At 67.4% G+C, this 25,142-nt stretch carries 21 protein-coding genes; 8 read left to right on the top strand and 13 right to left on the bottom strand.

What is annotated here, in order from left to right; translation table 11 throughout:
• Positions 1-67: 67 nt before the first annotated feature.
• On the bottom strand, positions 68-805 hold the full coding sequence (gene mtgA, locus NRY95_06880) for a monofunctional biosynthetic peptidoglycan transglycosylase (protein UYC17671.1): 738 nt from the start codon (positions 803-805) through the stop codon (positions 68-70).
• 63 nt (positions 806-868) lie between these two features.
• On the opposite strand from mtgA, the gene NRY95_06875 reads away from it, so the two are divergent.
• The 3 genes from NRY95_06875 to NRY95_06865 all read left to right on the top strand — a co-directional run bounded on the left by NRY95_06875 (position 869) and on the right by NRY95_06865 (position 5,936).
• Positions 869-1,783: an Hsp33 family molecular chaperone HslO gene (locus tag NRY95_06875; protein ID UYC17670.1), complete on the top strand. Its 915-nt coding sequence runs from the start codon at positions 869-871 to the stop codon at positions 1,781-1,783.
• A 117-nt stretch (positions 1,784-1,900) separates the two neighbouring features.
• Positions 1,901-2,752: a hypothetical protein gene (locus NRY95_06870; GenBank protein UYC17669.1), complete on the top strand. Its 852-nt coding sequence runs from the start codon at positions 1,901-1,903 to the stop codon at positions 2,750-2,752.
• A gap of 247 nt (positions 2,753-2,999) precedes the next feature.
• The gene (locus NRY95_06865) at positions 3,000-5,936 is read left to right on the top strand and encodes a TonB-dependent receptor (protein ID UYC17668.1); all 2,937 of its coding nucleotides are present in this window, start codon (positions 3,000-3,002) and stop codon (positions 5,934-5,936) included.
• Between the two features lie 461 nt (positions 5,937-6,397).
• Here the strand turns inward: NRY95_06865 and NRY95_06860 are convergent, their stop codons facing one another.
• On the bottom strand, positions 6,398-7,009 hold the full coding sequence (locus NRY95_06860; protein ID UYC17667.1) for a TetR/AcrR family transcriptional regulator: 612 nt from the start codon (positions 7,007-7,009) through the stop codon (positions 6,398-6,400).
• Positions 7,010-7,211: 202 nt separating this feature from the next.
• Between NRY95_06860 and NRY95_06855 the strand changes: the two genes are divergently transcribed.
• The 3 genes from NRY95_06855 to NRY95_06845 all read left to right on the top strand — a co-directional run bounded on the left by NRY95_06855 (position 7,212) and on the right by NRY95_06845 (position 11,092).
• On the top strand, positions 7,212-8,069 hold the full coding sequence (locus NRY95_06855; protein ID UYC18528.1) for an alpha/beta hydrolase: 858 nt from the start codon (positions 7,212-7,214) through the stop codon (positions 8,067-8,069).
• Entirely contained in the window at positions 8,066-10,546 is a 2,481-nt protein-coding gene (locus NRY95_06850; protein ID UYC17666.1) for an acyl-CoA dehydrogenase, read from the top strand. Before NRY95_06855 ends, NRY95_06850 begins: the two co-directional genes overlap by 4 nt.
• 69 nt (positions 10,547-10,615) lie before the next feature.
• On the top strand, positions 10,616-11,092 hold the full coding sequence (locus tag NRY95_06845) for a DUF4442 domain-containing protein (protein UYC17665.1): 477 nt from the start codon (positions 10,616-10,618) through the stop codon (positions 11,090-11,092).
• Between the two features lie 26 nt (positions 11,093-11,118).
• On the opposite strand, the gene NRY95_06840 is transcribed toward NRY95_06845, so the two are convergent.
• A complete protein-coding gene (locus tag NRY95_06840) occupies positions 11,119-11,472 on the bottom strand; it encodes a DUF1304 domain-containing protein (protein ID UYC17664.1) in 354 nt (117 codons plus the stop codon).
• Between the two features lie 85 nt (positions 11,473-11,557).
• Positions 11,558-12,952, bottom strand: coding sequence for an MFS transporter (locus tag NRY95_06835; GenBank protein ID UYC17663.1), 1,395 nt, complete (start codon positions 12,950-12,952; stop codon positions 11,558-11,560).
• A gap of 93 nt (positions 12,953-13,045) precedes the next feature.
• Here NRY95_06835 and NRY95_06830 point away from each other — a divergent pair, with 93 nt between their 5' ends.
• On the top strand, positions 13,046-14,644 hold the full coding sequence (locus tag NRY95_06830) for a choline dehydrogenase (protein ID UYC17662.1): 1,599 nt from the start codon (positions 13,046-13,048) through the stop codon (positions 14,642-14,644).
• A 28-nt stretch (positions 14,645-14,672) separates the two neighbouring features.
• On the opposite strand, the gene NRY95_06825 is transcribed toward NRY95_06830, so the two are convergent.
• The gene (locus NRY95_06825; protein UYC17661.1) at positions 14,673-15,569 is read right to left on the bottom strand and encodes a DMT family transporter; all 897 of its coding nucleotides are present in this window, start codon (positions 15,567-15,569) and stop codon (positions 14,673-14,675) included.
• A gap of 316 nt (positions 15,570-15,885) precedes the next feature.
• Between NRY95_06825 and NRY95_06820 the strand changes: the two genes are divergently transcribed.
• Positions 15,886-17,238 (top strand): beta-lactamase family protein, encoded by a 1,353-nt coding sequence (locus NRY95_06820; GenBank protein ID UYC17660.1) that lies wholly within the window; start codon positions 15,886-15,888, stop codon positions 17,236-17,238.
• 1,170 nt (positions 17,239-18,408) lie between these two features.
• Here the strand turns inward: NRY95_06820 and NRY95_06815 are convergent.
• The 8 genes from NRY95_06815 to mazG form a co-directional block, all read right to left on the bottom strand.
• Positions 18,409-18,849 carry a hypothetical protein gene (locus tag NRY95_06815; protein ID UYC17659.1) on the bottom strand — a complete coding sequence of 147 codons (441 nt, stop codon included), beginning with the start codon at positions 18,847-18,849 and terminating at the stop codon, positions 18,409-18,411.
• A gap of 1,295 nt (positions 18,850-20,144) precedes the next feature.
• Entirely contained in the window at positions 20,145-20,540 is a 396-nt protein-coding gene (gene gcvH / locus NRY95_06810) for a glycine cleavage system protein GcvH (GenBank protein ID UYC17658.1), read from the bottom strand.
• A 100-nt stretch (positions 20,541-20,640) separates the two neighbouring features.
• Positions 20,641-21,747 carry a glycine cleavage system aminomethyltransferase GcvT gene (gene gcvT, locus NRY95_06805; protein ID UYC17657.1) on the bottom strand — a complete coding sequence of 369 codons (1,107 nt, stop codon included), beginning with the start codon at positions 21,745-21,747 and terminating at the stop codon, positions 20,641-20,643.
• 283 nt (positions 21,748-22,030) lie between these two features.
• A complete protein-coding gene (locus NRY95_06800; protein UYC17656.1) occupies positions 22,031-22,462 on the bottom strand; it encodes an NfeD family protein in 432 nt (143 codons plus the stop codon).
• 3 nt (positions 22,463-22,465) lie between these two features.
• Positions 22,466-23,434 (bottom strand): SPFH/Band 7/PHB domain protein, encoded by a 969-nt coding sequence (locus NRY95_06795; GenBank protein ID UYC17655.1) that lies wholly within the window; start codon positions 23,432-23,434, stop codon positions 22,466-22,468.
• Positions 23,435-23,500: 66 nt separating this feature from the next.
• A complete protein-coding gene (locus NRY95_06790) occupies positions 23,501-23,803 on the bottom strand; it encodes a DUF962 domain-containing protein (protein UYC17654.1) in 303 nt (100 codons plus the stop codon).
• 151 nt (positions 23,804-23,954) lie between these two features.
• Positions 23,955-24,278, bottom strand: coding sequence for a YnfA family protein (locus tag NRY95_06785; GenBank protein UYC17653.1), 324 nt, complete (start codon positions 24,276-24,278; stop codon positions 23,955-23,957).
• Positions 24,275-25,054: a nucleoside triphosphate pyrophosphohydrolase gene (gene mazG / locus NRY95_06780; protein ID UYC18527.1), complete on the bottom strand. Its 780-nt coding sequence runs from the start codon at positions 25,052-25,054 to the stop codon at positions 24,275-24,277. The genes NRY95_06785 and mazG overlap by 4 nt, the downstream gene beginning before the upstream one ends.
• Between the last annotated feature and the right edge of the window lie 88 nt (positions 25,055-25,142).

Genomic DNA, 25,142 nt, shown 5'->3' with positions numbered 1-25,142 from the left:
CGTCGCTACGCACATATACAAAAACGCCTCATACCGGCCAACGTCGCACGCTATAGCTCAAATGTTCCTAGGGCGCCTGCAGATAGGCCGGCCCGCCCAGCTGCCGCGTCTGCCGCTGGATCCAGTTGGCGCGGCGCTGCACGTACGGCCCCGGGCGCGCGGCGGCGTAGCGCTGCGGCGCCGGCAGCACCGCCGCCAGCAGCGCGCTCTGCGCCGGACTCAGCTGCGCCGCATCCCTGCCCCAGAAACTGCGCGCCGCCGCCTGTGCGCCGTACACCCCGTCGCCGAACTCGGCGACATTGGCGTAGACCTCCAGGATCCGCTGCTTCGACCACAGCGCCTCGATCAGCACCGTGTACCAGGCCTCCAACCCCTTGCGCAGCCAACTGCGGCCCTGCCACAGGAACACGTTCTTGGCCACCTGCTGGCTGATCGTGCTGGCGCCGCGCAGGCGCCCGCCGCGCGCATTGTGGTCGCGCGCCTTCTCGATCGCCTCCAGATCGAAGCCATGGTGGCTGGGGAAGCGCTGGTCCTCGGCAGCCACGAGCGAAATCGGCAGGCTGGCGGCGATCTGCGCGCTGTCGCGCCAGTCGTAGGCGATGCGGAACGACCAGTCGCCCTCGCCCCAGGCGCCGAGCTGGCGCGCGAGCATCATGGCCGAGAACGGCGGATCGACGAAGCGCAGCATGATCACCTGCGAGGTGCTCGCCAGCACGAACAGCAGCGGTGCCGCCAGCAACCAGCGCAGCCAGCGCCGGCGCCGCGGCACGGCTGCGCCACTTGCAACGTCCCGCGTCGCCCCCATTGCTATGCCTTCTTCGACTTTGTCCACCGAGATGACCCACTATCCTGCGGCCGCCATCTTCCCATGCGCAGCGAGGCCGCGATGAGTTCTTCCGATCACGATCACCTGACCCGCTTCCTGCTGCCCAGCGCCGGCGTGCGCGGCGTGCACGTGCGCCTGGAGTCCGCCTGGCGCGACATCCTCGCGCCGGCCAGCTATCCCGCCGCGGCGACCGAGTTGCTGGGCGAGGCCTGCGTGGCCGCGGCCCTGTTCACCGGCCACACCAAGGTCGACGGGCGCCTGTCGGTGCAACTGCGCAGCCAGGGCGCGCTGCGCACCCTGTTCGCCGAGTGCACCGCGGCCGGCACCCTGCGCGGCATCGTCCAGCTCGGCGAGGGCAGCGACGCCCCGCGCGACCTGCGCGCGCTCGGCAGCGGCGCGCTGCTGGCGATCACCATCGAAAATCCCGGCCTGGACCCGCGCGAACCGCAGCGCTACCAGAGCCTGGTGGCGCTGTCGGCGGCCGAACTGGGCGAGGCCTTCGAAGACTATTTCCGCCAGTCCGAACAGCTGCCGACGCGCCTGATCCTGGCCGCCGACGGCCGCCAGGCGGCCGGCCTGCTGCTGCAGAAACTGCCCGGCGACAGCGGCGACGAGGACGGCTGGAACCGCGCCGGCGCCTTGTTCGAGACGGTGAGCGAAGCCGAACTGCTGGCGCTGCCGGCCGATACCCTGCTGCACCGGCTGTTCCACGAGGAAGCGCCGGAACTGCTGGGCACCAGGCCGCTGCGCTTCGGCTGCTCCTGCTCGCGCGAGCGGGTGGCCGCCATGCTGCGCTCGCTCGGCGAGGAAGAAGCGCGCGCCGCGGCCGAGGCAACCGGCCAAGTTGAGATACGGTGCGAGTTCTGCGGCCGACACTATGACTTCCCCTTGACGGAATTCGGCGTATTGTTCGCTGTAACCCCGGCTGAACCAGCGCCCTCGGAGCGCTTGCAATAGCCAGGGGCGGGGACGAGGACCGGGGAGTCCGACTTGTTAAAGAAACATAAACCCACTAGTATCGTTCACCCTGCACGGCGGGAACTTTAGTCCCTGCCCGAGAGTCTGACACTGCCGATGCGAGCCCTACTGCGCCTGCCACTTGCCCTGCTGATCGCCCTTGCGGCGAGCACGGGCGCGCATGCGCAGACCAAGCCCTCGGACCGGACCGTGCTGCCGGTCTGGAACAAGGGCAGCGGCAAGGTCGAGGCGCTGCTGTACCTGGAGCCGACCGGCGAACAGGCGGTCGGCGCACGCTGGCATTTCGGCCGCAATTCGCTCGACGCCGCCTTCGGCCTGTCGTCCGGCGACTCGCTCGGCCTGCTGTGCAACAGCGCCAGCGGCAGCAGCATCAGTGGGCTGGCCAGCCATTGCATGCTCGCCAGCCTGGGCGACGACGACGGCGATGTCGGCCACCACGTCGCCGCGACCACCACCTTCAACCGCCCCGGCGGGCGCGTGTCGCTGTCGGCGGGCACCGGCCGCGAGAACATGCCGGCATGGCTGGCAGGCCCCAACAAGACGCCTTCGCTGCGCATGGAGCAGAACGATCTGACCGTGTTCGCGCAGCAGAACATCGGCCGCGAAGGCTTCGTCTCCATCGGCGGCACCTATGCGCGGGCGCGCCTGGTCCCGATCGCCGATGCCTCGCAGGCGCTGGTCGACCAGTGGGACAGCAAGAGCCTGAGCATCGGCGGCGGCTACGGCTCGTTCAGCGCCAACGTCATCGGCCGCGTCGTCGACGCGCCGGGCCAGCCCGGCAAGTGGTCCGGCCTGGGCGTTGGCCTGACCTGGCGTACCCCATGGAGCGGCCAGCTGACCGTCGGCGCCGAGAACGTGATCACCCGCGGCAAGAACCCGTTCGCCCCGAACAACATCAGCACCGAGGAAGGCACCATCCCCTACGTGCGCTACGAGCAGGACTTGTAAACACCAACCCCTTGTTCGAAAAGGAGTTGCTGCGGAAAAAACGCCCCTTTCAGGGGCTTTTTTTTGTCCGCCAGACGCAAATTAGTGATACATGCATCACAATTTTACCCATCCTATTAACAACTCTTTAATTTCTGGCAAGACGAAGTTACTATCGGTTCACCCTGTGGGTCTTGGCGTCGCTCTTTCGACTCCACCGACAGGCACACCATGGGTCAAACCCAGATCTCATTCGGAGAGAGAGATAATGAATTGCAAGACCAACAAACTGCGCGATGCCGTTGTGCTCGCGCTGGTGGCGAGCACAGGCGTCAGCATCAACGCTGCCTCGGCACAGGATGCCGGCACCGGTGCGACCAATCTGGATCGCATCGAAGTCACTGGCTCGCGTATCCGCCAAGTAGACACCGAAACCTCGCAGCCGGTGCTGCTGATCAGCCGCGACCAGATCGAGAAGCAGGGCTTCAAGTCCGTCGCCGACATCCTGCAGAACATCCCGACTGCCGGCTCGCCAGCCATCAGCCGCACCTCGCCGCTGTCATCGGGCGAAAATGTGGGCGGCTACTATATCGACCTGCGCAACCTGGGCCCTGCCCGCACCCTGATCCTGGTCGACGGCAAGCGCTTGGGCGCGACCAATGGTGGCTTGCAGGATGTCTCTTCGATCCCCGCTGTGGCGGTCGAACGTATCGAAATATTGAAGGACGGCGCTTCCACCATTTACGGCTCGGATGCCATCGCGGGCGTGATCAACATCATCACCCGCAAGAATTTCAATGGCGCCGAAGCCAATGCCTATATCGGGCAATGGGGCCAAGGCGATGGCGAACGTCAGGTCTATGATTTCATCATCGGCGCTGCTGGCGATCGCGGCTCGCTGACGGCCGGCGTCGAGTACACCAAGGAAGATCCGGTTTGGGCAAAGAACCGCTGGTTCAGCCGCAACCGCTTCCCGACCGGCGAGAAGTCGGAGGCGCGCCCGGGCGGCCTATCAGGGACCACCCAGTTCGGTCGTTTCGTTTACGAAACTGATGCAGGCACCTCGGTGACGCGCACGTTGAATCGCGACGTCGCTGGCCTGGATCCGAGCAATATTGCCAGCTACCGTGCACTGAACAGTAGCGATGTGTCCAATCCGTCGCTCGCATCGACCGTTTATAGCGGCATCGAGCGCAAGTCTGCGTTCTTGAACGGCACGTTCAATTTCACTGACAACGTCCGCTTCGACACCAGCGTCCTGTACACGGATCGCGAGTCATTCGCGCAAAATGCCGGCTATCCGTTCAACTCCGCTGCAAGTGGCACCGACACTGCGCTTTCGCGCGACGGACTGTCGATCGACAGCGTCTTCAATCCAGTAGGCAACCAAGCCACTGGCGCTCTGCCGGCCGGCGTATCGCCACAGTCAGTTTCATATGTTCGTCGCGGCTGGGAAGTGCCGCGCGAAGTGCGCAACAGCGTGACCACTTATCGCTTCACGGGCACGTTCAGCGGCAGCTTCGAGTTCGGCGAAGGCAAATTCTGGGACTGGGATGCAGGCTACCTGTACAACCAGAACAAGGGCGTACAGATCAGCACCGGAAATTTGAACACGCTCGCGGTTGGCCAGGCGACCGGCCCCTCCTTCATCAATGCCAACGGCGTCGCTCAGTGCGGCACCTCGGCCAGCCCAATCCCGCTCGGCACCGCAGCGGGCACCTGCACACCGTGGAATCCGCTGATTCCGTACGGTTACAACTCGCCCAACAGCCTCGGCGATCCTAACGTCCAGGCATTCCTTTATCAGGATGGCCAGGCAGTTTCGAAGACCGAAACGAAGAACTTCTTCGCAAATATCTCCGGCACCATCGTCAGCCTCCCGGCCGGCGACCTGGGCGTGGCAGTCGGCGTCGAGCACCGCCAGGAAAGTGGCAGCTTCTCTCCGGACGCAATGGCCCAGGCCGGCATTTCCACCGATCTCGCGGCGGGTCCGACGAAAGGCAAGTACAGCCTGGACGAGGTCTACGCCGAATTCCAGGTTCCGCTGCTGGCCGACTTGCCGCTTGCCAAGGAGCTGAGCTTGTCGCTGGCAAGCCGCTACTCGGACTACGACAACTTCGGTGATACGGTCAACAGCAAGTTCGGTTTCAAGTGGAAACCGATCGACTCGCTGCTGGTTCGCGGCACCTGGGCGGAAGGCTTCCGTGCGCCGACCATTGCCGACCTGTACGGCGGGCTGTCGCAGAGCTTCGAGTACTACACCGACCCCTGCGATACCTCGTTCGGCACGGCGGCGGGCAACGCGCGCTGCTCGGCCGTGGTCCCGGCTGGCTACCGCCAGCTCAACGCCTCCGGTACGGCTCCGGCCCCGGGTCCCGGCGAGCAGAGCAACGTTCCCTTCAGCTCCGGCTCCACTCCGACTCTGACCCCGGAAACCTCCACCTCCAAGACCCTCGGTCTTGTGTGGAGTCCCGAGTTCATCAGCGGCCTGAATGCTTCGCTGGACTGGTGGAACGTTCGTATCGAGAACACCATCGTTTCCGACGACCCGACCACGCTACTGGAAGATTGCTACCTGCGCGGCATCGAGTCCCGTTGCACCGGCTTTACCCGCAACGCAGCAGGCAACATCACGTCGCTTTCGTTCGGCCTGCGCAACGCTGGTTACCAGGAAACCGAAGGCTTCGACTTCGATGTCAACTACCGCTTGGATACCGCATGGGGTAACTTCAACGCTGCTTGGCTGAGCACCTATGTCACCAAGAACGAACTGAAGCAGGACAACTCTGACAATCCGGCCAGCCAGCAAAACGGTTATCAAAGCGCTGGAGGCAGCTATTTCCGCCTGCGCTCGAACCTGACCTTGACGTGGCAGTTGAACGACTGGACTGTCACCTGGAGCACGCGTTACTACTCCAGCACCAAGGAACAATGCTATTTCGATGACCGCTGCAGCAATCCGGACTTCACCGCACCGGAATACGCTGGCGCCACCTATCCGGTCAACAAGATCGGGGCAAACACTTTCCACGACGTGCAGGTCAGCTACAACACACCGTGGAATGCAACTGTCGCTGTCGGTGCGAACAACGTGTTCGAGCACTATGCCGCCCCGTCTTACTCGCAGCCGAGCTCCGGGTATTCTTATTACGGCGGTTATGACATCGGTCGTTTCATCTACATGAAGTACCAGCAGCGTTTCTGATCGTTTGCAATCTGCAGCATTGATACGACAACGGCTCCGAAAGGAGCCGTTGTTTTTTGGATAGTACGACAGCCGGAAACTGCCCGATTCGCGATCTTTGAGAGGAATCACACGTCGCGACGGCAAATTGCACGAAGCACTTCGACAGCGGCTCCAGCGAAGCATCGCCGCTTCACTTGGCAGCCTTGTGCAACATTGACGTGAACGTTGAAAACGCAATCCTGAGCGAGGGACCAAGCGAACAGGCATGCCCTTATCCTGCACGCCCGATCGTCCCACGCTCATTCGTATTTCGCAGCACTACATGCTAGGTACGCGTGTGCTTGAAGTCGGCGTGGAAAGGTACTACGAGATAGCGACGGAACAGGAGTTCAGCTGATGCATACGCATTACAACTCTTTCCCGCAACTCGCCCACGCCCGCAAGACCACTCTCGCAGAAACACCAGCCAGACACGAACATCACCCCGGGATCAGGGTCACGATCACGTGTTCGACGTAGGCCTCGAATTCCTCGCGCGCCTGCTTGGGCTGGTGCAGCTGCAGCGACAGCTGCAGGAAGCCGACGTAGGCCGCGTAGGCCAGGCGGGCGCGGTGCTGGGCATCGGTGCGGCTGAGGCCGGCCTGGCGGAACGAGGCGATCAGGTACTCCATGCGCCGCTGCGAGACCCGGTCGATGACCGGGCGCACCGCCGGATGGTCCAGCGCCTTCAGCAACTCGCTGTAGATGATGTGCGGCTTGACCTCGTGCGCGACCAGCTGGAACAGCGCACGCAGCCGGGTGCGCGGATCCGGCACCTCTTCCAGGCTGCCGAACACCTGTTGCTGCTCGACCAGTTCCCAGCGCTCCAGCGCCGCCTGCAGCAAGGCATCGCGCGAAGGAAAATGCCAGTAGAAGCTGCCCTTGGTCACGCCCAGACGCCGTGCCAGCGGTTCCACCGCCACCGAGTTGACGCCCTGTTCGGCGATCAGGTCCAGTGCGGCCTGCGCCCAATCCTCGGCGCTGAGTCGGTTGTTGCGGCCACCGCTGGGAGCGGCGGCATCGTCGGTGGAAGACACGGAGACATTGTTCATCCGTCGATTTAACCATACGGGGGAGTCGATTGCAGTATGTGCCCTCCATGAATCGCACGCAAATGCCCGACAACATTGGCTTTTCGTTTCCATACTGCATCGTATTGACATCGCTGGCGACTCATCCATACTAACTCGTATGGTTTCCTCTCCCTCCCGCATGCCGATGGCCGCCTCCGCCCTGCTCGCCGGCGCGGACGACATGCAGCTGGCCGCGACCGTCATCGCGCCCGGCGCTGCGGGCAGCGTGCTGTTCGCGCACGGCTTCGGGCAGACCCGGCATGCCTGGATGGGCAGCGCCGCGGCGTTGCAGGCCCACGGCTACCGCAGCGTCGCCTACGACGCGCGCGGCCATGGCGACTCCACCCGCAATCCCGCCGCCCTGCCCTACCGCGGCGAGCAGTTCACCGACGACCTGATCGTGGTCGCCGGCGAAATGGCGCCGGCGCCGGTGCTGGTCGCCGCCTCGATGGGCGGCCTGTTCGGGCTGATGGCCGAGGCGCGCTGGCCGGGCCTGTTCCGCGCGATGGTGCTGGTCGATATCACCCCGCGCTGGCAACCGGCCGGGGTCGAACGCATCCTCGCCTTCATGACCGCGCATCCGCACGGCTTCGCCACGCTGGACGAAGCAGGCGATGCCATCGCCGCCTATCTGCCGCAGCGCGCGCGCAAGTCGACCGAGGCGCTGCGCAGCGTCCTGCGCCGGCACGCCGACGGCCGCTGGTACTGGCACTGGGACCCGCGCCTGGTCGAGGAGCTGGCGCGCGATGGCGAGCAGCACCAGGCCGCGATCGCGCAGGCAGCCAGCAACGTGCACTGCCCGGTGCTGCTGGTCAGCGGCGGGCGCAGCGATCTGGTCACCCCGCAGACCATCGAAGAATTCCTGTCGTTGGTGCCGCATGCGCAGCATGTGCACCTGCCCGAGGCCACGCATATGCTGGCCGGCGACGACAACGCCGCGTTTACCGCCACTGTGTTGCATTATCTGGACGCACTGCCACCGGCTAGCGCCGGCGCACCGTCCGCCGTTACCGAGCATGTCCCCGGAGCAAGCCCATGAGCATCGTCGCACCCTTCCTCGTGTTGTTGTTGGCAGGCGCCTTCGCCGCCTATCACCGCATGCGGCTCGCCGTCTGGGCCGCGCTGAGCGCCACGCTGCTGGTCGCATGCTGGCTGCTCGGCGCCAACCACACCGCCACCATCGTCGCCGCCGTGCTGTTGGCGCTGGTCGCGGTGCCGCTGCTGTTGCCGTTCGTGCGCAAGCCGCTGCTCACCGCGCCGATGCTGAAGGTGTTCCGCAAGGTGCTGCCGCCGCTGTCGCAGACCGAGCGGATCGCGCTGGAAACCGGTTCGGTCGGCTTCGAGGGCGAACTGTTCAGCGGCGATCCGGACTGGCAGAAGCTGCTCGATTATCCGAAGCCGCAGCTGACCGCCGAGGAGCAGGCCTTCCTCGACGGCCCGGTGGAAGAGCTGTGCCGGATGACCAACGACTGGGAAATCACCCACGTCCATGCCGACCTGCCGCCGGAGCTGTGGAGCTTCATCAAGAAGCACCGCTTCTTCGGCATGATCATTCCGAAGGAATACGGCGGCCTGGGCTTCTCGGCGCTGGCCCATCACAAGGTGATCCAGAAGATCGCTTCGGTGTCGAGCGTGGTCAGCTCCACCGTCGGCGTGCCCAATTCGCTGGGCCCGGGCGAACTGCTGCTGCACTACGGCTCCAAGGAGCAGAAGGACTATTACCTGCCGCGCCTGGCGGTCGGCCAGGAAGTGCCGTGCTTCGGCCTGACCGGCCCGTTCGCCGGCTCCGATGCGACCTCGATTCCCGACTACGGCATCGTCTGCAAGAGCGAGTGGAACGGCGCCAACGTGCTCGGCGTCAAGCTGACCTTCGACAAGCGCTACATCACCCTGGCGCCGGTGGCCACGCTGGTCGGCCTGGCGTTCCGCATGTACGACCCGGACGGGCTGATCGGCGACACCAAGGACATCGGCATCACCCTGGCGCTGCTGCCGCGCGAGACCCCCGGCGTCGAGATCGGGCGCCGCCACTTCCCGCTGAACTCGCCGTTCCAGAACGGCCCGATCCACGGCCGCGAGGTGTTCATCCCGCTCAGCCAGCTGATCGGCGGCGTGGACATGGTCGGCAAGGGCTGGAACATGCTCAACGAGTGCCTGGCCGTGGGCCGCTCGATCACCCTGCCCTCCACCGCCAGCGGCGGCGCCAAGTACGGCGCGGTGGTGACCGGCGCCTACGCGCGCATCCGCAAGCAGTTCGGCCTGTCGGTCGGCCGCTTCGAGGGCGTGGAGGAAGCGCTGGCGCGGATCGGCGGCAAGGCATATGCGATCAGTGCGCTGGCCCAGGCCACCGCCGCGGCGGTGGACCGCGGCGACGTGCCGTCGGTGCCGTCGGCGATCGCCAAATACCACTGCACCACGATGAGCCGCGAAGTCATCAGCGACGTGATGGACGTGGTCGGCGGCAAGGGCATCATCCTCGGGCCGCGCAACTTCGCCGGCCGCAGCTGGCAGGCGGCGCCGATCGCGATCACCGTGGAAGGCGCCAACATCATGACCCGCAGCCTGCTGATCTTCGGCCAGGGCGCGATCCTGTGCCATCCGTGGGTGATGAAGGAGATGAAGGCCGCCGGCAACCCGGACCACAAGGCCGGCCTCGACGAGTTCGACCGCAACCTGTTCGGCCATATCGGCTTCGCGATCTCCAACGCGGTGCGCTCGCTGTGGTTCGGCCTGACCGCCGCACGCATCGGCGCGGCGCCCGGCGACGCCTACACCCGCCGCTTCTTCCGCAAGCTGGACCGCTATTCGGCGAACCTGGCGCTGATGGCCGACGTGTCGATGCTGATGCTCGGCGGCAAGCTGAAGTTCAAGGAATCGCTGTCCGGCCGCCTGGGCGACGTGCTGAGCCACATCTACATGACCAGCGCGATGCTCAAGCGCTATCACGACGACGGCGCGCCGGCCACCGACCAGCCGCTGCTGGCCTGGGCGTTCCACGACAGCGTGCACAAGATCGAACTGGCGCTGTCCGCGGCGCTGCGCAACTTCCCGATCCGTCCGGTGGGCTGGCTGATGTGGGCGCTGATCTTCCCGTGGGGCCGCCGCGCCGAAGCCCCGGGCGACCGCCTGGGCCACCGCGTCGCCGCGCTGCTGATGACGCCGAACGAAGCCCGCGACCGTCTGGGCCAGGGCGTGTTCCTGACCCCGTGCGAGAACAACCCGGGAGGCCGTATCGCCAGCTACCTGACCAAGGCGGTGCTGGCCGAGCCGGTCGAGCGCAAGTTCCTGAAGGCGCTCAAGAGCAAGGGCATCGAGGCGCTGGACTTCGCCGCGCAGCTGGACGAAGCGGTGCGCGAAGGCGTGCTGTCGGCCGACGAGCGCCGCCAGCTGGAGGAACTGCGCGAGATCACCATGGACACGATCAGCGTGGACGATTTCGATGCCGACGAACTGCGCTCGGCCAGCTACTACCACCGTGCCACGGCCGGCGACGACCATTCGCGCGAAGCGGCCTGAAACCCACTCGGCAATACGCTCATCACGACGGCGGACTTCGGTCCGCCGTCTTCATTTGAGGCACGCACCATGAGCAAACTGCTGTCGCTCTATCGACGCATGCAGCGCTGGCCGGCCGGGCAATGGCTGTTTTCCCGCGCCGTTTGCTTCAAGGCGCCCTACTTCGCGAGCATCGCCCCGCGCATCACCGTGCTGCAGCCGGGCCGCTGCGAGGCGCGCATCGCGCATCGGCGCCGCGTCAGCAACCACCTCGGCACCGTGCATGCGATCGCGCTGTGCAACCTGGCCGAGTTGGCCGGCGGGGTCATGGTCGATGCCAGCCTGCCGCCGTCGATGCGCTGGATTCCCAAGGGCATGCGCGTCGAATACCGCAGCAAGGCCAGCGGCACGATGCACGCGGTGGCGACGCCGGACCTGGCGATCGTGGCCGCCGACAGCGGCTACGAGCTGCCGGTCAGCGTGGAGATCCGCGACGACCGCGAACAGGTGGTGTTCTTCGCCAGCATCGCCATGTGGGTGTCGCCGCGCACGCCGGCGAAAGGCTAAGGGCGAGGCAGCACGCCCTGCCTCGCTCAATACGCCAGCAGCACCGCCGCGCTCGCCAGCGCCGCCGGCAGCGCCTGCACGAACAGGATGCGGCGGCTGACGCTCCATGCGCCGTACAGTCCGGCCACGACCACGCAGCCCAGGAAGAACAGCATCACGTCCACGCGCTGCGCCGCCACGCCCCAGCCCAGGCCGGCGGCGAGGAAGCCGTTGTACAGGCCCTGGTTGGCTGCCAGCACCTTGGTCAGCTGCGCCTTGTCCGGCGTGTTGCGGAACACCTTCATGCCCAGCGGGCGGGTCCACAGGAACATCTCCAGCACCAGGATGTAGACGTGCAGCCAGGCCACCAGGCATACCAGGATCGAGGCCAGCAGGGTCATGCGCGCGTCCATCGGCGAAAGAGGATGCACAGCATAGCGGCTGGCGCGGCGGCCGGCAGCGGGGGCGTACGGCGCGCGCGCAGGCTCAGCGCGTCGGGGGCGTCTGCGCCGCTGCAACGGGCGCGGCGCTTTCGACCGCACGCGCCAGGCGCCAGCCGATGACACCGGAGAGCGTTGCCGCCAGCGCCGCCAGCGCGGCGAAACCGGGCACGCCCACACCCAGCGTGCGCAGGCCGATCATCGCCGAGGTGACGGCCACGTCGCCGGCACGCCACACCGCCGTATCCACCGCGTTCTTGCCCTGGTAGCGCAGTTGCCGCGGCACCCGCGTGTACAGCGATTCGCGTGCCGGGCCGACCATGCCGTAGGTCAGCGAACGGGTGATCACCACCGGCAACACCACCCAGGGCACGATCCACACCGCCAGGGCATACGGATCGGGCGACAACGCGGTCGCCACCAACGCGCCCACGCTGACCAGCGCCCACAGCGCGATCACCGCGCCGGCGCCCTTCTTCATCAGCAGCCAGCGGGTCACGGTGATCTGCACCGCGACCTGCAGCACATTGGTCAGCATATCGATGTCGGCGGCGAACTGGGTGCGCTCGACCGCGTTGTGGAAGGTGGCGCCGGAGTAATCGGTCATCAGCGCATAGCCGGCCGTGCCGATGCAGTCGCCCAGCAGCATCAGCAGCGCCATGCCGCGCATGAACGGATTGGCCAGGATCTGCTTGAGGCCGTCGAACATGCCGCCGCCGACCGCCGCCTCGTGGCCGACGTCGTGGCGGCGCGCGCCATGCACCCGCGCCCAGCGCCCGAGCAGGACCACGCACACCAGGGCGACGCCGAGCAACGCCGCCGATACCACCAGCAACGGCGCCACGCCGATCACCCCGACCAGCCCGCGGGTCAGCAGCGGCCCGGCCACCGCGCCGGCGGTGCCGCCCAGGCCGATCAGCGGGAACAGCCGCCGCGCCTGTTCGTTGCTCCAGATGTCGGCCATGAAACTCCAGAACACCGACACCACGAACAGGTTGAACACGCTGACCCAGACGAAGAACACGATGCCCAGCACGCGCGGACCGAGTCCGCCATGGCCGCTGAACAGCGGCACGAAGCCGAGCAGGCACAGCGCGAAGAACACGTACACCGCCGGCACCACGATCCGCCGCGGCCAGCGCGCCGCCATCCACGCGAACAGCGGGGTCAGCAGCAGCGTGGCGACGAAGGTGGCCATGTAGAACCAGGGCAGCTGGGTCGAGCCGACCGCCGCGGCCAGCTGCTCGCGCACCGGCCGGATCACGTAGTAAGCCGACAGCACGCAGAAGAAATAGACGAAGGACAGCAGCACCGCGCGCAGCTCGCCGGTGTGGACGCGCTTGTTTTCCGCTTGCATCGGCCTGCCGTTCGCCGGGTGGTTGCGCGCACGGTAGCCGATGCACTGCAACATCGCCAGCGCCGCCGCCGCGCGCAGATGCATGCCGGGCGCGGCATCTGCACGCCGCAGCGCGCGCCGAGCATATGCTCTATCCGCGGCGACTAGCGTCGGCGCCACGAAACAGGGGAACCGCGGGTGTACGACTACATCATCATCGGCGCAGGCTCGGCAGGCTGCGTGCTGGCCAACCGGCTCAGCGAGGATCGCGATTGCAAGGTGCTGCTGATCGAGGCCGGGCCGCGCGACCGCAATCCCTTCATCCACATGCCGGCGGGCCTGGCGCGGCTGACCGGCAATCGCCGCATCAACTGGAACTACCTCACCGCGCCGGAGCCGCACTTGAACGATCGGCGCCTGTGGTGGCCGCGCGGCAAGGTGTTGGGCGGCTCCAGTTCGATCAACGCGATGTGCTACGTGCGCGGCGTGCCGGCCGACTACGACGACTGGGCCGCCGACGGCGCCGAGGGTTGGGACTGGCGGGGCGTGCTGCCGTATTTCCGGCGCAGCGAGCGCAACAGCGGCGGCGGCGATGCGCTGCACGGCGGCGACGGTCCGCTGCACGTGTCCGATCTGCGCTACCACAACCCGCTGTCCGACGTGTTCATCGCCGCCGGGCAACAGGCCGGTTTCGCCCACAACCGCGATTTCAACGGCCCGCAGCAACAGGGCGTGGGCCTGTACCAGGTCACCCAGAAGGACGGCGCGCGCTGCTCGGCGGCGGTCGCCTACCTGGCGCCGGCGCAGGCACGCGCCAACCTGCAGGTGATCACCGACGCGCTGGTGCTGCGCCTGCTGCTCGAGGGCGAACGCGTGGTCGGCGTCGCCTACGCGCAACGCGGCGCCGAAGTGCAGGCGCGGGCCGCACGCGAGGTGCTGCTCAGCGCCGGCGCGGTGAATTCGCCGCAGCTGCTGATGCTCTCGGGCATCGGCCCGGCCGACGAACTGCAGCGCCATGGCATCACGGTGCGCCTGGACCAGCCGCAGATCGGCGCCAACCTGCAGGACCATCTGGACGTGTGCACGCTGTACCGCACCCGCCCGGGCATCAGCTACGACCGCCGCAACCAGCTGAAGATCGCCTTCGACTATTTCCTGCGCGGCCACCGCGGCGCCGGCAGCAGCAACATCGCCGAGGCCGGCGGCTTCATCCGCTCGCCGCTGGCGCCGGACGCGCGCGCCGACATCCAGCTGCACTTCGTGCCGGCGATGCTCGACGACCACGGCCGCAACCGGCTGCCCGGCGACGGCTTCACCCTGCACGCCTGCCACCTGCAGCCGCGCAGCCGCGGCCGCCTGTCGCTCAACGACGCCGACCCGCGCACGCCGGCGCGGATCCAGGCGAACTACCTCAGCGATCCGGACGGCTTCGACCTGCGCATGCTGGTGGAATGCGCGCGCCTGGCGCGGCGCATCCTGCAGCAGCCGGCGTTCGATCCCTGGCGTGGCGCGCCGCTGCTGCCGGTGCGCGAGGACCTGGACGAGGCCGGCCTGGTCGCCTACATCCGCGCCAAGGCCGAGACCATCTACCATCCGATCGGCACCTGCCGCATGGGCAACCATGCGCAGGCCGTGGTCGATCCGCAGCTGCGCCTGCGCGGACTGGAGGGGCTGCGCGTCGTCGATGCATCGGTGATGCCGCGCCTGGTCAGCGGCAACACCAACGGCCCGACGATGATGATCGCCGAGCGCGCCGCCGACCTGATCCGCGGCCGCAGCGTGCTGCGCGACGACTGAGGCGCGGCCGGCACAGCAAACCCGCGCTTCAGCGCGTGCGTCCGGCCAGCCACACGCCCAGCGCCGCCAGCGCGAAGCCGCACAGCTTCAGCGCGGTCAGGTGCTCGCCGAGCAGCACGTGGCCGAACACCGCGGTCACCGGCGGCATCAGGAAGAACAGGCTCGCCACCTGGGTGGCGGCGCCGCGCCGCAGCAACAGGAACAGCAGCGCGAAGCCGCCGATCGAATTGACCAGCACCAGCCACGCCATCGCCGCCACGAAGCCGTCGCTGGCCTGGAAGCGGAAGCCTTCCCATGCCGCCAGCGGCAGCAGCAGCAGCGTCGCCGCCGCGTTCTGCACCGCCAGCCCGACGCGCAGGTCGAGCTGTGCGGCATGCCGCTTCTGGTACAGGGTGCCGGCGGCGATGCCGAACAGGCCCACCAGCAAGGCCAGCCAGCCGCCCCACGGCGTGGCGCCATCGATACGATCGGCAGCGACCGTGGCGACACCGGCGAAACCCAGCGCCATGCCCAGCCACTGCGCCACGCGCAAGCGCTGACCGCCCCACCATGGACTGGCCCAGGCCACCAGCAACGGCATCGCCCCGATCACCAGCGCGGCCACGCCGGAGCCGGTGCCCAGCGCGAACGCCGCGTACACCCCGCCGAACTGCAAGGCCAGCATCAACACCCCGGCCACGGCGCTGCGTGCCAGTTCCTGCCGCGGCAGCGCCCGCAGGCGTGCGGGACCGGCGGCCAGCGCGAAGCACAGTGCGGTCAGGCCGAAGCGCCACAACAGCGCGGTGAACGGCGCGGCATGCGCCACCACCTGCTTGCCGGCGATGTAGCCGGTACACCAGACCAGCACGAAGGCCAGGCCCAGCCAGGTCGCGGCGGCAGGCGCCGTCCGCGCGGCGGGGATCGGGGCAAGGTCGGGATTGGGCATGCGCCATGATCCCGCAGCGGCACCGTGCCGTCACTGCACCGGCAACGGTTCAGCCCGACCCGCGGCGACCGCAGCGGCTTCGGCACACCGGTTGCATGTGTTTCAGGCACCCGCCGCGCCGTCGCGGCAGCCGCGCCGGACGCCGCGGTGCCGGCATTGTGGGCCCGGCAAAATCACCAGCAGGATCAAGACGATGCCCATTCATCTTCTCCCGGTTTGTGCAATCACGAAAAGCGGCGCTAGAATCGGTTTCGGCAGCACCTCACAGGCCACACGCGCGATGAAACAGAACAGCAGGCACCGGCTCCTTCGACCGGTGTCAACCGGGTTGCTCGGGGCATTGCTGCCCTTTGCGATGTCCTCCACCGCGCAGACGCCGGCGCCCTCGCAGCCGCTGCCGCCGCCGATCTACACCGAGGCCACGCGCTACACCTCGCCGACCCAGCCGCTGCCGTACCGCGCGTCGCTGCCGGAGAGCAAGGTGCTGCCGCTGGCCAGGGACTTCGATGTCGCCAGCCTGGAAGCGATGGCCGAACAGCTCACCTACGGCGAGCGCGTGCCCGGCCTGGCGGTGGCGATCGTGCACAACGGCCAGGTGATCAGCGCGCGCGGCTACGGCGTCACCGACGTCAACCGCCCCGAGCCGGTCGATGCGCACACCGTGTTCCGCTTGGCCTCGCTGTCCAAGGCCTTCGCCGGCACCATGGCCGGGCTGCTGGTCAACGACGGCACCCTGCGCTGGGACAGCAAGGTGGTCGACTACGTGCCCGGCTTCCAGCTCAGCGATCCGGTCGCCACCCGCCAGCTGAACGTGGCCGACCTGCTCAGCCACCGCGTCGGCCTGACCTACAACGCCTACGACCGCGACGTCGAATCCAATACCGACTACTACACGCTCAGCCACAAGCTCGCCTACGCGCCGCTCAAGTGCGCGCCGGGCGACTGCTACGCCTACCAGAACGTCGCCTTCAGCCTGATCGGCGATGTGGTGTTCGCCGCCTCCGGCAGCTTCTACGAACAGTCGGTGGAGCGCCGCATCTTCAAGCCGCTGGGCATGAACGACGCCAGCATGGGCCTGGCCGGGATCCAGGCCAGCCCGCGCTGGGCGCGCCCGCACGTGCGCAGCCGCAACGGCTGGGTGTCGCTGATGCCCAAGCCCACCTATTACCGGCTGGCCCCGGCCGCCGGGGTCAACGCCAGCATCAGCGACATGGCGCAGTGGCTGATCGCGCAGACCGGGCACCGTCCGGACGTGCTGCCGGCGCCGCTGCTGGCCACGCTGCATGCGCCGCTGATCACCACCCCGGGCGAGATGCGCTCGGGCTGGCGCCGCGAGCGGGTCAACTCGGCCAGCTACGCGCTGGGCTGGCGCATCTTCGATTACTCGGGCCACCAGGTGGTGTTCCATGCCGGCGCGGTGCAGGGCTATCGCGGCCTGATCGCGCTGGTGCCGGAACGCGACCTGGGCGTGGCGATCCTGTGGAACGGCGAGAGCGGCCTGCCCTCCGGCCTGCTGCCGACCATCCTGGACCGCGCGATCGGCCTGCCGACGCAGCGCTGGCTGGACGTGGACACCGACTTCGGCAGCGACAACATGATGGCCGAGCGTCCGGATCCGAAGGACAAGAAGGGCGCGTCCTCGTCCAAGTCGACCGCGTCGCCGCACTGACGCAGGCAGTCCCCGATGGTTCGGCGGAAGGCGGCGCAAGCCGCCTTTCTGCTGTCTGGTGCGCGGCCTTCGCGAGACCTGGCCGATAGGGGGCGGCTTCACCGCGACAAGCTCGGGTGGTGCTACGCAAGCCAGCGACTGCGCGCAATCCGGCGTCGATAGGCGATACGGTCGCCGCTGCTGCCGCTCCTATACGGGAGCAACGCGCGGTAGCGGCACCGGCCCGGCCCATCGCCCATGCGCAGGCGCTGCTTGAACCCGTCTACCGAAACGCCGTGGTTGCGTTGGCCGTCGGCTGTCGCCACCGCAACCGCAACCGCAACCGCAACCGGCGCGGATGCTCGCACAGATGTCCCATCAAGCGAATAAAGCCCCTCTCCCGTCGGGAGAGGGGTTGGGGTGAGGGTCCGGGCGAAGCCTCGTGGCAAAAAGGTCGCTGTAGGGGTCCGGGCGAAGCCTCGTGGCAAAAAGGTCGCCGTACGGGTCCGGGCGAAGCCTCGCGGCAGCCGCTGCCCATGCGATGCGCATCGCCACGCTACGCACGCCCCCTCGTTCGGCGCTGCGTGCCTGCCTTCGCAAAGGGGCCCCAGGCACCGGCAGGAGAAAGAGGATCGGTCGGCCAAGCCACGCAGCAGCTCGGCACTGCGGCGATGGGGTACAGCACGCAACGTCGGCTCTGCCGCGCTCGCACGCGCCGCACAGGCGCATCGAGCGCGGCAATCAGCGCAGAGCACGCGGCGCGGATGGTTTGAAAACGCCGAGGCTGCCAGCGCCGGCATGGCGGCACTGCCTGGATGCCATTGTGCAAACGCAGGAGAAGCCGAGCGGAGTCGGCGAACACCTCGTCTGCGACAGCGACGCAGCCGCTTGGCGGACGCGCGCGGCATCGCTGCTGCCGGGCGCGACCCAGTCCGGAATTCGGTGCAGTTCGGGCACGCACCAGGCGGCAATAGAATGCGATGGCGGCAACGGCGCCGGCTCGGAGACTGGCCAGCGCGCAGGCGACGCGTCGGTGGCAGGCACCCGGCAGATGGCGCACACGTCGGTGGCGCATCGGCGCCACGGCAAACGGTTCGCCGCAGCGACGGCAAACGCACGCCCATAAAAAAGCTCCCTCCCCGCTGGGCACCGGGGAGAGAGCTTAGGGTACGGCTATCGGGATGGATCAGATCAGATCAGCGGCGCGGGCGTTGCCGGCAGCGCGACCGGAGCGGCCTTCTTCTTGCGAGCGGCCGGCTTCTTCTTCGCGACGGCCTTCTTGGCGACGGCCTTCTTCGCGGCCGGCTTCTTGGCAGCCGACTTCTTCACGGCCTTCTTGGCGACGGCCTTCTTCGCGGTCTTCTTTACCGCCTTCTTCGGGGCGGCCTTCTTGACGGTCTTCTTGGCGGCGGCCTTCTTCGCAGTCTTCTTTACCGCCTTCTTCGCGGTGGACTTCTTGGCGACCTTCTTGATCGCCTTCTTCACCTTGGCGACCTTCTTGGCGACTTTCTTGGCGACCTTCTTGACCGCCTTCTTTACCGAGACCTTCTTCGCTGCCGGCTTCTTGGCGGCAGTCTTCTTGACCGCTTTCTTAGCAGCCGGCTTCTTTTTCGCAGCTTTTTTCGTGGCCATGGGATGGCTCCTCGTCAGTGAACTATGGATTGAAAACGCCCAGTTAAAGCAAACCCGCGGCGATGGTCCGCCTGCAGGATCCGCCGGCGCGTAGTGCGGGCCGGGTCGGATACAGAAACACCCGTATCGAAGCTCGATACGGGTGTCGTGCCAGGGGAGACGTTGCGTTTCTCGGAAGGAAGCGACACCTGATCCACCATCATCAGGTTCCTGGTGGAGGTCCAAGTTGTGCTTCGCGTTCTGATGTCGATCCGATTCACTCGCTTGCGCAGCAACGTCTGCTGGGCGAAACCTAATCACGCTTTTTTTTACTGTCAACAGTTCTACGCAATTTTTTTTCAGGCGTCGCGTGCCGCGAACGCACCGATCGTCGCGATCGGCGACCCCGGGACCTCGACAACAGCCGTTGCGAAACCCGCGGCGAAACTTCGACGCAAACAAAAACAGCGGTAATTCCCGTGCTTTTTCGCAACACGCCGACGCGACCGGCCGTTTCGCGCGCTGCCGCGCGCGGCGCTGACGGCAGCCAGGCACACGCACGCGAGCCTGTCCGCAAGCTGAAAAAAACTTTTCGCGGCATGCGCCGTTCCGGCATCGCACAAGAGCAAATGCGCAAAACTGCGCAAACTTTTTCGCGTTGTTCGGCGCTTGCGAGCGCACGTGCGCGGCGCCTCGCAGTGCATCGAAGCGGCGGCGACGATGCCGTTGTAGCGTCCGCATGTCTGCGCATGCTCCTCACCGGCACATCACGCACACGCGACCGGATGCGTCGCGCGTGCTGTTGCCGCCGCGTCCGCTGCCGAGTGCGTGTCTCGCCTCGACCGACCCGCAGCACCGCGCGCGCACGCCACGACGAACACACCCGAGCGGACGAACGCGACGCCGCTGGCCGACGCTGGCCGCAGCGCAGCAAGCGCTGCTGCGATCGGCAGACGCCGCGCCCGCGACGCCCGACTGCGATGCACATCACCGTCACTGCCAAAAAACCGGCGCGACGTTCGCCGCGTCCAGGCACCGCTGCAGTGGCGCCGCCTTCCAGCACGTGGCGACCGCGTCGTGCGCGTCAATGCGTGCGGCGCGGCCGGCATCCGCCGCCTGGTGCGGCGCATCCGGCGCCTGCGTTGCGTCCGCTCGCCGCTACGCCGCCCACGTGGACATGCCGATCGCCCGATCGGCAAACCTCGCGGACTGTCGACAGCGCGCTCCGCTTCCTGCCGCCGCTTTCGCTTGTGCCGCACAAACGAAAACCGGCCGCACAAGGCGGCCGGTTCGGCTGTCGCGACGTGGGGCTCGGCTCAGTGGCCGTCTTCCTCGAGCAGTTCGGCGTAGTCGTCGGGCGTCAGCAGGTCGTTCAACTGCTCCGGATCGGCGATCTCCAGCACGAAGATCCAGCCTTCGCCGTAGGCGTCCTCGTTGATCGTCTCCGGCTTGTCGCTGAGTGCGGCATTGACCTCGACCACCTTGCCGGTGAGCGGGCTGTACACGTCCGACGCGGCCTTGACCGACTCGACCACGGCCACGCCGTTGCCGGCGACGACCTCGTCGCCGACGTTGGGCAGCTCGACATAGACCAGGTCGCCGAGCAGGCCCTGGGCATGTTCGGAGATGCCGACGGTGACGCGACCGTTGCCTTCGACGCGCGCCCATTCATGGGACTTGAGGAATTTGAGGTCGCCAGGGATCTCGCTCATGGGGCTGCTCCGGAAAAAGACGGTATCGGGGATGGGTGGCTAGTGTAGCGAACCGGATGCTCCGCAACGACGTCACGGGCGCATTGCGGCGGCGGCCGGTTCACTCGAGGACGCCGGGCTGGACCTGGCCTTCGCGCACGAACGGGAACTTGACCACGCGCACCGGCACCTCCTTGCCGCGGATGTCCACCCGCACCTGCCCGGGGTCGCCGGCCGGCACGCGCGCGAACGCGATCGCCTTGCCCAGCGTCGGCGAGAACGTGCCGGACAGGATCTCGCCGTCGCCCTGCGCGGTGAGCACTTTCTGGCCGTGGCGCAGCACGCCCTTCTCGTCCATCACCAGGCCGATCATCTGCCGCGGCGCGCCGTTGGCCTTCTGCGCCTCGAGCACGTCGCGGCCGATGAACACGCGGCCCTCGTCCAGCGCCACGGTCCAGGCCAGCGCCGCCTCGTAGGGCGACACGCTGTCGTCCATGTCCTGCCCGTACAGGTTCATGCCGGCCTCCAGGCGCAGCGTGTCGCGCGCGCCCAGTCCGGCCGGCTTGACCCCCGCTTGCAGCAGCGCGTTCCAGAACGCCACCGCCCGCTCCTGCGGCAGCACGATCTCGAAGCCGTCCTCACCGGTGTAGCCGGTACGCGCGACGAACAGCGCCACGCCGTCGGTCGAGGTCGCCTCGAACGCGGCGAAGCGGCCCAGCTTCTGCACCGCGGCACGGTCGTCCTCGCGCAGCAGGCCGATCGCCTTGGCGCGCGCATTCGGGCCCTGCACCGCGATCATCGCGAAGTCCTCGCGCTCGCGCACCTCCACGCCGAACGCCTGCGCCTGCGCGCCGATCCAGGCCAGGTCCTTGCTGCGCGTGGCGGCGTTGACCACCAGGCGGAAGAAGGTGTCGGACATGTAGTAGACGATCAGGTCGTCGATCACCCCGCCCTGCGGGTTGAGCATGCAGGTGTACAGCGCCTTGCCCGGCAGCTTCAGCTTGTCCACCGAGTTGGCCAGCAGGTGGCGCAGGAAGCCGCGCACCTGCGCGCCATGCAGGTCGACCACGGTCATGTGGCTGACGTCGAACATGCCGGCGTCGCGGCGCACCTGATGGTGCTCGTCGATCTGCGAGCCGTAGTGGATCGGCATGTCCCAGCCGCCGAAGTCGACCATCTTGGCGCCGAGGGCGCGATGGCTGTCGTTGAGGATGGTCTTCTGGGTCATGGCACGGGTCCGTGAGGAAAGTCGCCCATTATCGCCGGCCATGTGGGGGATAAGGAATGGCACTCTCGGGACTCGGGACTCGGGACTCGGGACTCGGGACGGCAGGATGGCTTCCCGGGGCAAATCGCCGTCAAGCGATGCAATGAAAGAAGTGCCAACTATTTGAGAAAGCAACTGCCTCTCTGCAATCTCAGTCCAGCCCCTCCCACAGAAGAGCAAAAAGCGCGGCACCTGCGAAAATCCCGAGTCCCGAGTCCCGAGTCCCGAGTCCCGAATCCCGGCCTCACTCCGCCTGCACCAGCAGCGTCATGCCATCGACGCCGACGATGCGCACCGCGCTGCCGGCGGGCAGGTCGGGGCCGCCGACCACCCAGAACGCGTCGTCGACCTTGGCGCGGCCGCGGCCGGCCTGGATCGGCTGGTCCAGCCTCACCACCCGGCCGATCAACTGCTCGGCGCGGCGGTTGAGCAGCGGCCGGTCGCTGACCCGGTCGCGGCCGCGGAACCAGGTGCGGTACACCTGAATCGAGACGAAGCTGAGCACCACGAACGCGCCGATCTGCAGCAGCAGCGCGATGTCCGGCAGCGCCAGCACGGCGACGAACACCGCCGCGGCGGCGAAGCCCATCCACAGCATGAACGCGCCCGGCGCCAGCGCCTCGGCCGCGAACAGCAGCAGGGTCAGCGCGCCCCACGCCACCACCTCCGCGCGCATCGCTCAGACTCCGCTGCGCGGCGGCATGCCGCGCGGCACCGCCGGCGGCGCGGACTGCTGCTTGCTCAGCGCCTCGCGCGCCAGTTCGCCGATGCCGGCGATCGAGCCGATGATGCCGCTGGACTCCATCGGCATCAGCACGAACTTCTGGTTCGGCGCAGTGGCCAGTTCCTTGAACGCCTCCACGTACTTCTGCGCGATGAAGTAGTTGATCGCCTGCACGTCGCCCTCGGCGATCGCCTTGGACACCATCGTGGTGGCGCGCGCCTCGGCCTCGGCCAGGCGCTCGCGCGCCTCGGCGTCGCGGAACGCGGCCTCCTTGCGGCCTTCGGCCTCCAGCACCGCGGCCTGCTTCTCGCCCTCGGCGCGCAGGATCTCCGACTGCCGCGAGCCCTCCGCCTCCAGGATCTGCGCGCGCTTCTCGCGCTCGGCCTTCATCTGCCGCGCCATCGAATCGATCAGGTCGCGCGGCGGCTGGATGTCGCGGATCTCGATGCGGGTGACCTTGATGCCCCACGGATTGGTCGCGTGGTCGACCACGTTGAGCAGCTGCGCGTTGATCGTCTCGCGCTGGCTCAGCGATTCGTCCAGGTCCATCGAGCCGATCACGGTACGGATGTTGGTCTGCACCAGCGCGATCGTGGCGATCTCCAGGTTCGACACTTCATAGGCGGCCTTGGCCGCGTCCAGCACCTGGAAGAACACCACCCCGTCCACGCGCACCACCGCATTGTCCTTGGTGATGACATCCTGGCTGGGCACGTCCAGCACCTGTTCCATCATGTTGACCTTGCGGCCCACGCCATACATCCACGGGATCAGGAAGTGCAGGCCCGGCGACAGGGTGTGGGTGTAGCGGCCGAAGCGCTCCACCGTCCACTGGAAGCCCTGCGGCACCATGCGCACGGTCTTGAACAGCACCACCACGCCGAAAAATAGGATCACCAGCGCGAGGAAGAAGGTGGACGGCATCAGGTTGCTCCATTAACCAGGAAGGAATCGAATTGGCAGTATAGCCAGCGCACGCCCACGTGCCGGTCACCAGCGGATGCGGCCCAGCAGCATGTCCTTGAACATCACCCAGTCGCCGGCCAGCGAGTACAGCGGATGCTTGAAGGTCGCGGGGCGGTTCTTCTCGAACACGAAATGGCCGATCCAGGCGCAGCCGTAGCCGCAGACCGGTGCCGCCCACAGCCAACGCGGCTGGCCGGTGCACAGCGCCAGCAGCAGGCTCGCCAGCACGCCGAGGCTGCCGACGAAATGCAGCCGCCGCGACAGCGGATGCCGGTGCTCGCTAAGGTAGAACGGATAGAACGCGCGGAAACTGTCGAAGCGACGCATGCGTTGGCCCTCCCAGGCAGCGCAGGCACAGCATACGCCGCCGCGCGGGCGCCTACATTAAAGAGGACGGACGCGGCAGCGGGGAGCCGCTGCGCAGGACGTCCCCAGCAGCGTGGACCGCCGCGTCTGCGCCACGCCCACCTTCCGCCGCTCAGGCCTGCCGCGGCGCGAACATGATCACCGCCATGCCGAGCAGGCACAGGCCGGCGCCGAGCAGGTCCCAGCGCGTGGGCCGGATCGATTGCACCGCCCACAGCCACAGCAGCGCCACCGCGATGTAGACGCCACCGTACGCGGCGTAGACGCGGCCGCTGGCCTCCGGATGCAGGCTCAGCAGCCACACGAACGCGGCCAGGCTGGCGCCCGCCGGCAGCAACAGCCACGCGCTGCGCTGCTCGCGCAGCCACAGGTACGGCAGGTAGCAGCCGACGATCTCGGCCACGGCGGTCAGCACGAACAGCAGCAGCGTCTTCACTGCGCCGCGTCGCGTTCCTGGCGCTTGGCACGCTGCCAGTAGGCTTCCTGCCCATCCAGGGACAAGCCATCCAGCGCGCTGCCGTCGTGCTGCGCCAGCTGCTCCATCGCGCGGAAGCGGCGTTCGAATTTCTGGTTGGCATGGCGCAGCGCAGCACCGACATCGACCTGGGCGTGGCGCGCGAGATTGGCGCAGACGAACAGCAGATCGCCGATCTCGTCCTGCAGCCGCGCCTGGTTGTCCTGCACCGCGCCGCGCGCGAATTCCGCACGCACTTCCTCCAGCTCTTCCTGCAACTTCTCCAGCACCGGTTCCGGCCGCGGCCAGTCGAAGCCGACCCGTGCCGCGCGCGCCTGCAGCTTCACCGCCCGCTGCCATTCCGGCAGGCCGCGGGCGATCCCGGCCAACGCCGAACTGTCGGTCTTGCCGGCCGCGGCGCGCTCGTTGCGCTTGATCTCTTCCCACTTCAGCGTCTGCTGCTCGGCGTCGGCGACCTGGCTGTCGCCGAACACATGCGGGTGCCGGCGCACCATCTTGCCGCAGATCGCCGTCACCACGTCGTCGAAGCCGAAGGCGCCCTGCTCGCGCGCCATCTGCGCATGGAACACCACCTGCAGCAGCAGGTCGCCGAGTTCGTCCTTCAGCTCGTCCAGGTCGTTGCGGTCGATCGCATCGGCCACCTCGTACGCCTCTTCGATCGTGTACGCGGCGATGCTGGCGAAATCCTGCTCCAGGTCCCAGGGGCAGCCGTGCGCGCGATCGCGCAGGCGCGCCATGATCTCGAGCAGGGCGGGAAGGTCGTAGCGGGCTGCGGTCACGTGCGGGTTCCGATGCGACGGCAACGGCGCCGCCTGCCGGCTAGTT

Source organism: Xanthomonas campestris pv. phormiicola (assembly GCA_025666215.1).
GTDB lineage: Bacteria > Pseudomonadota > Gammaproteobacteria > Xanthomonadales > Xanthomonadaceae > Xanthomonas_A > Xanthomonas_A campestris_A.
Note: the sequence above shows the minus strand (reverse complement) of the source record. Positions and strands in the feature narration are given on the sequence as shown.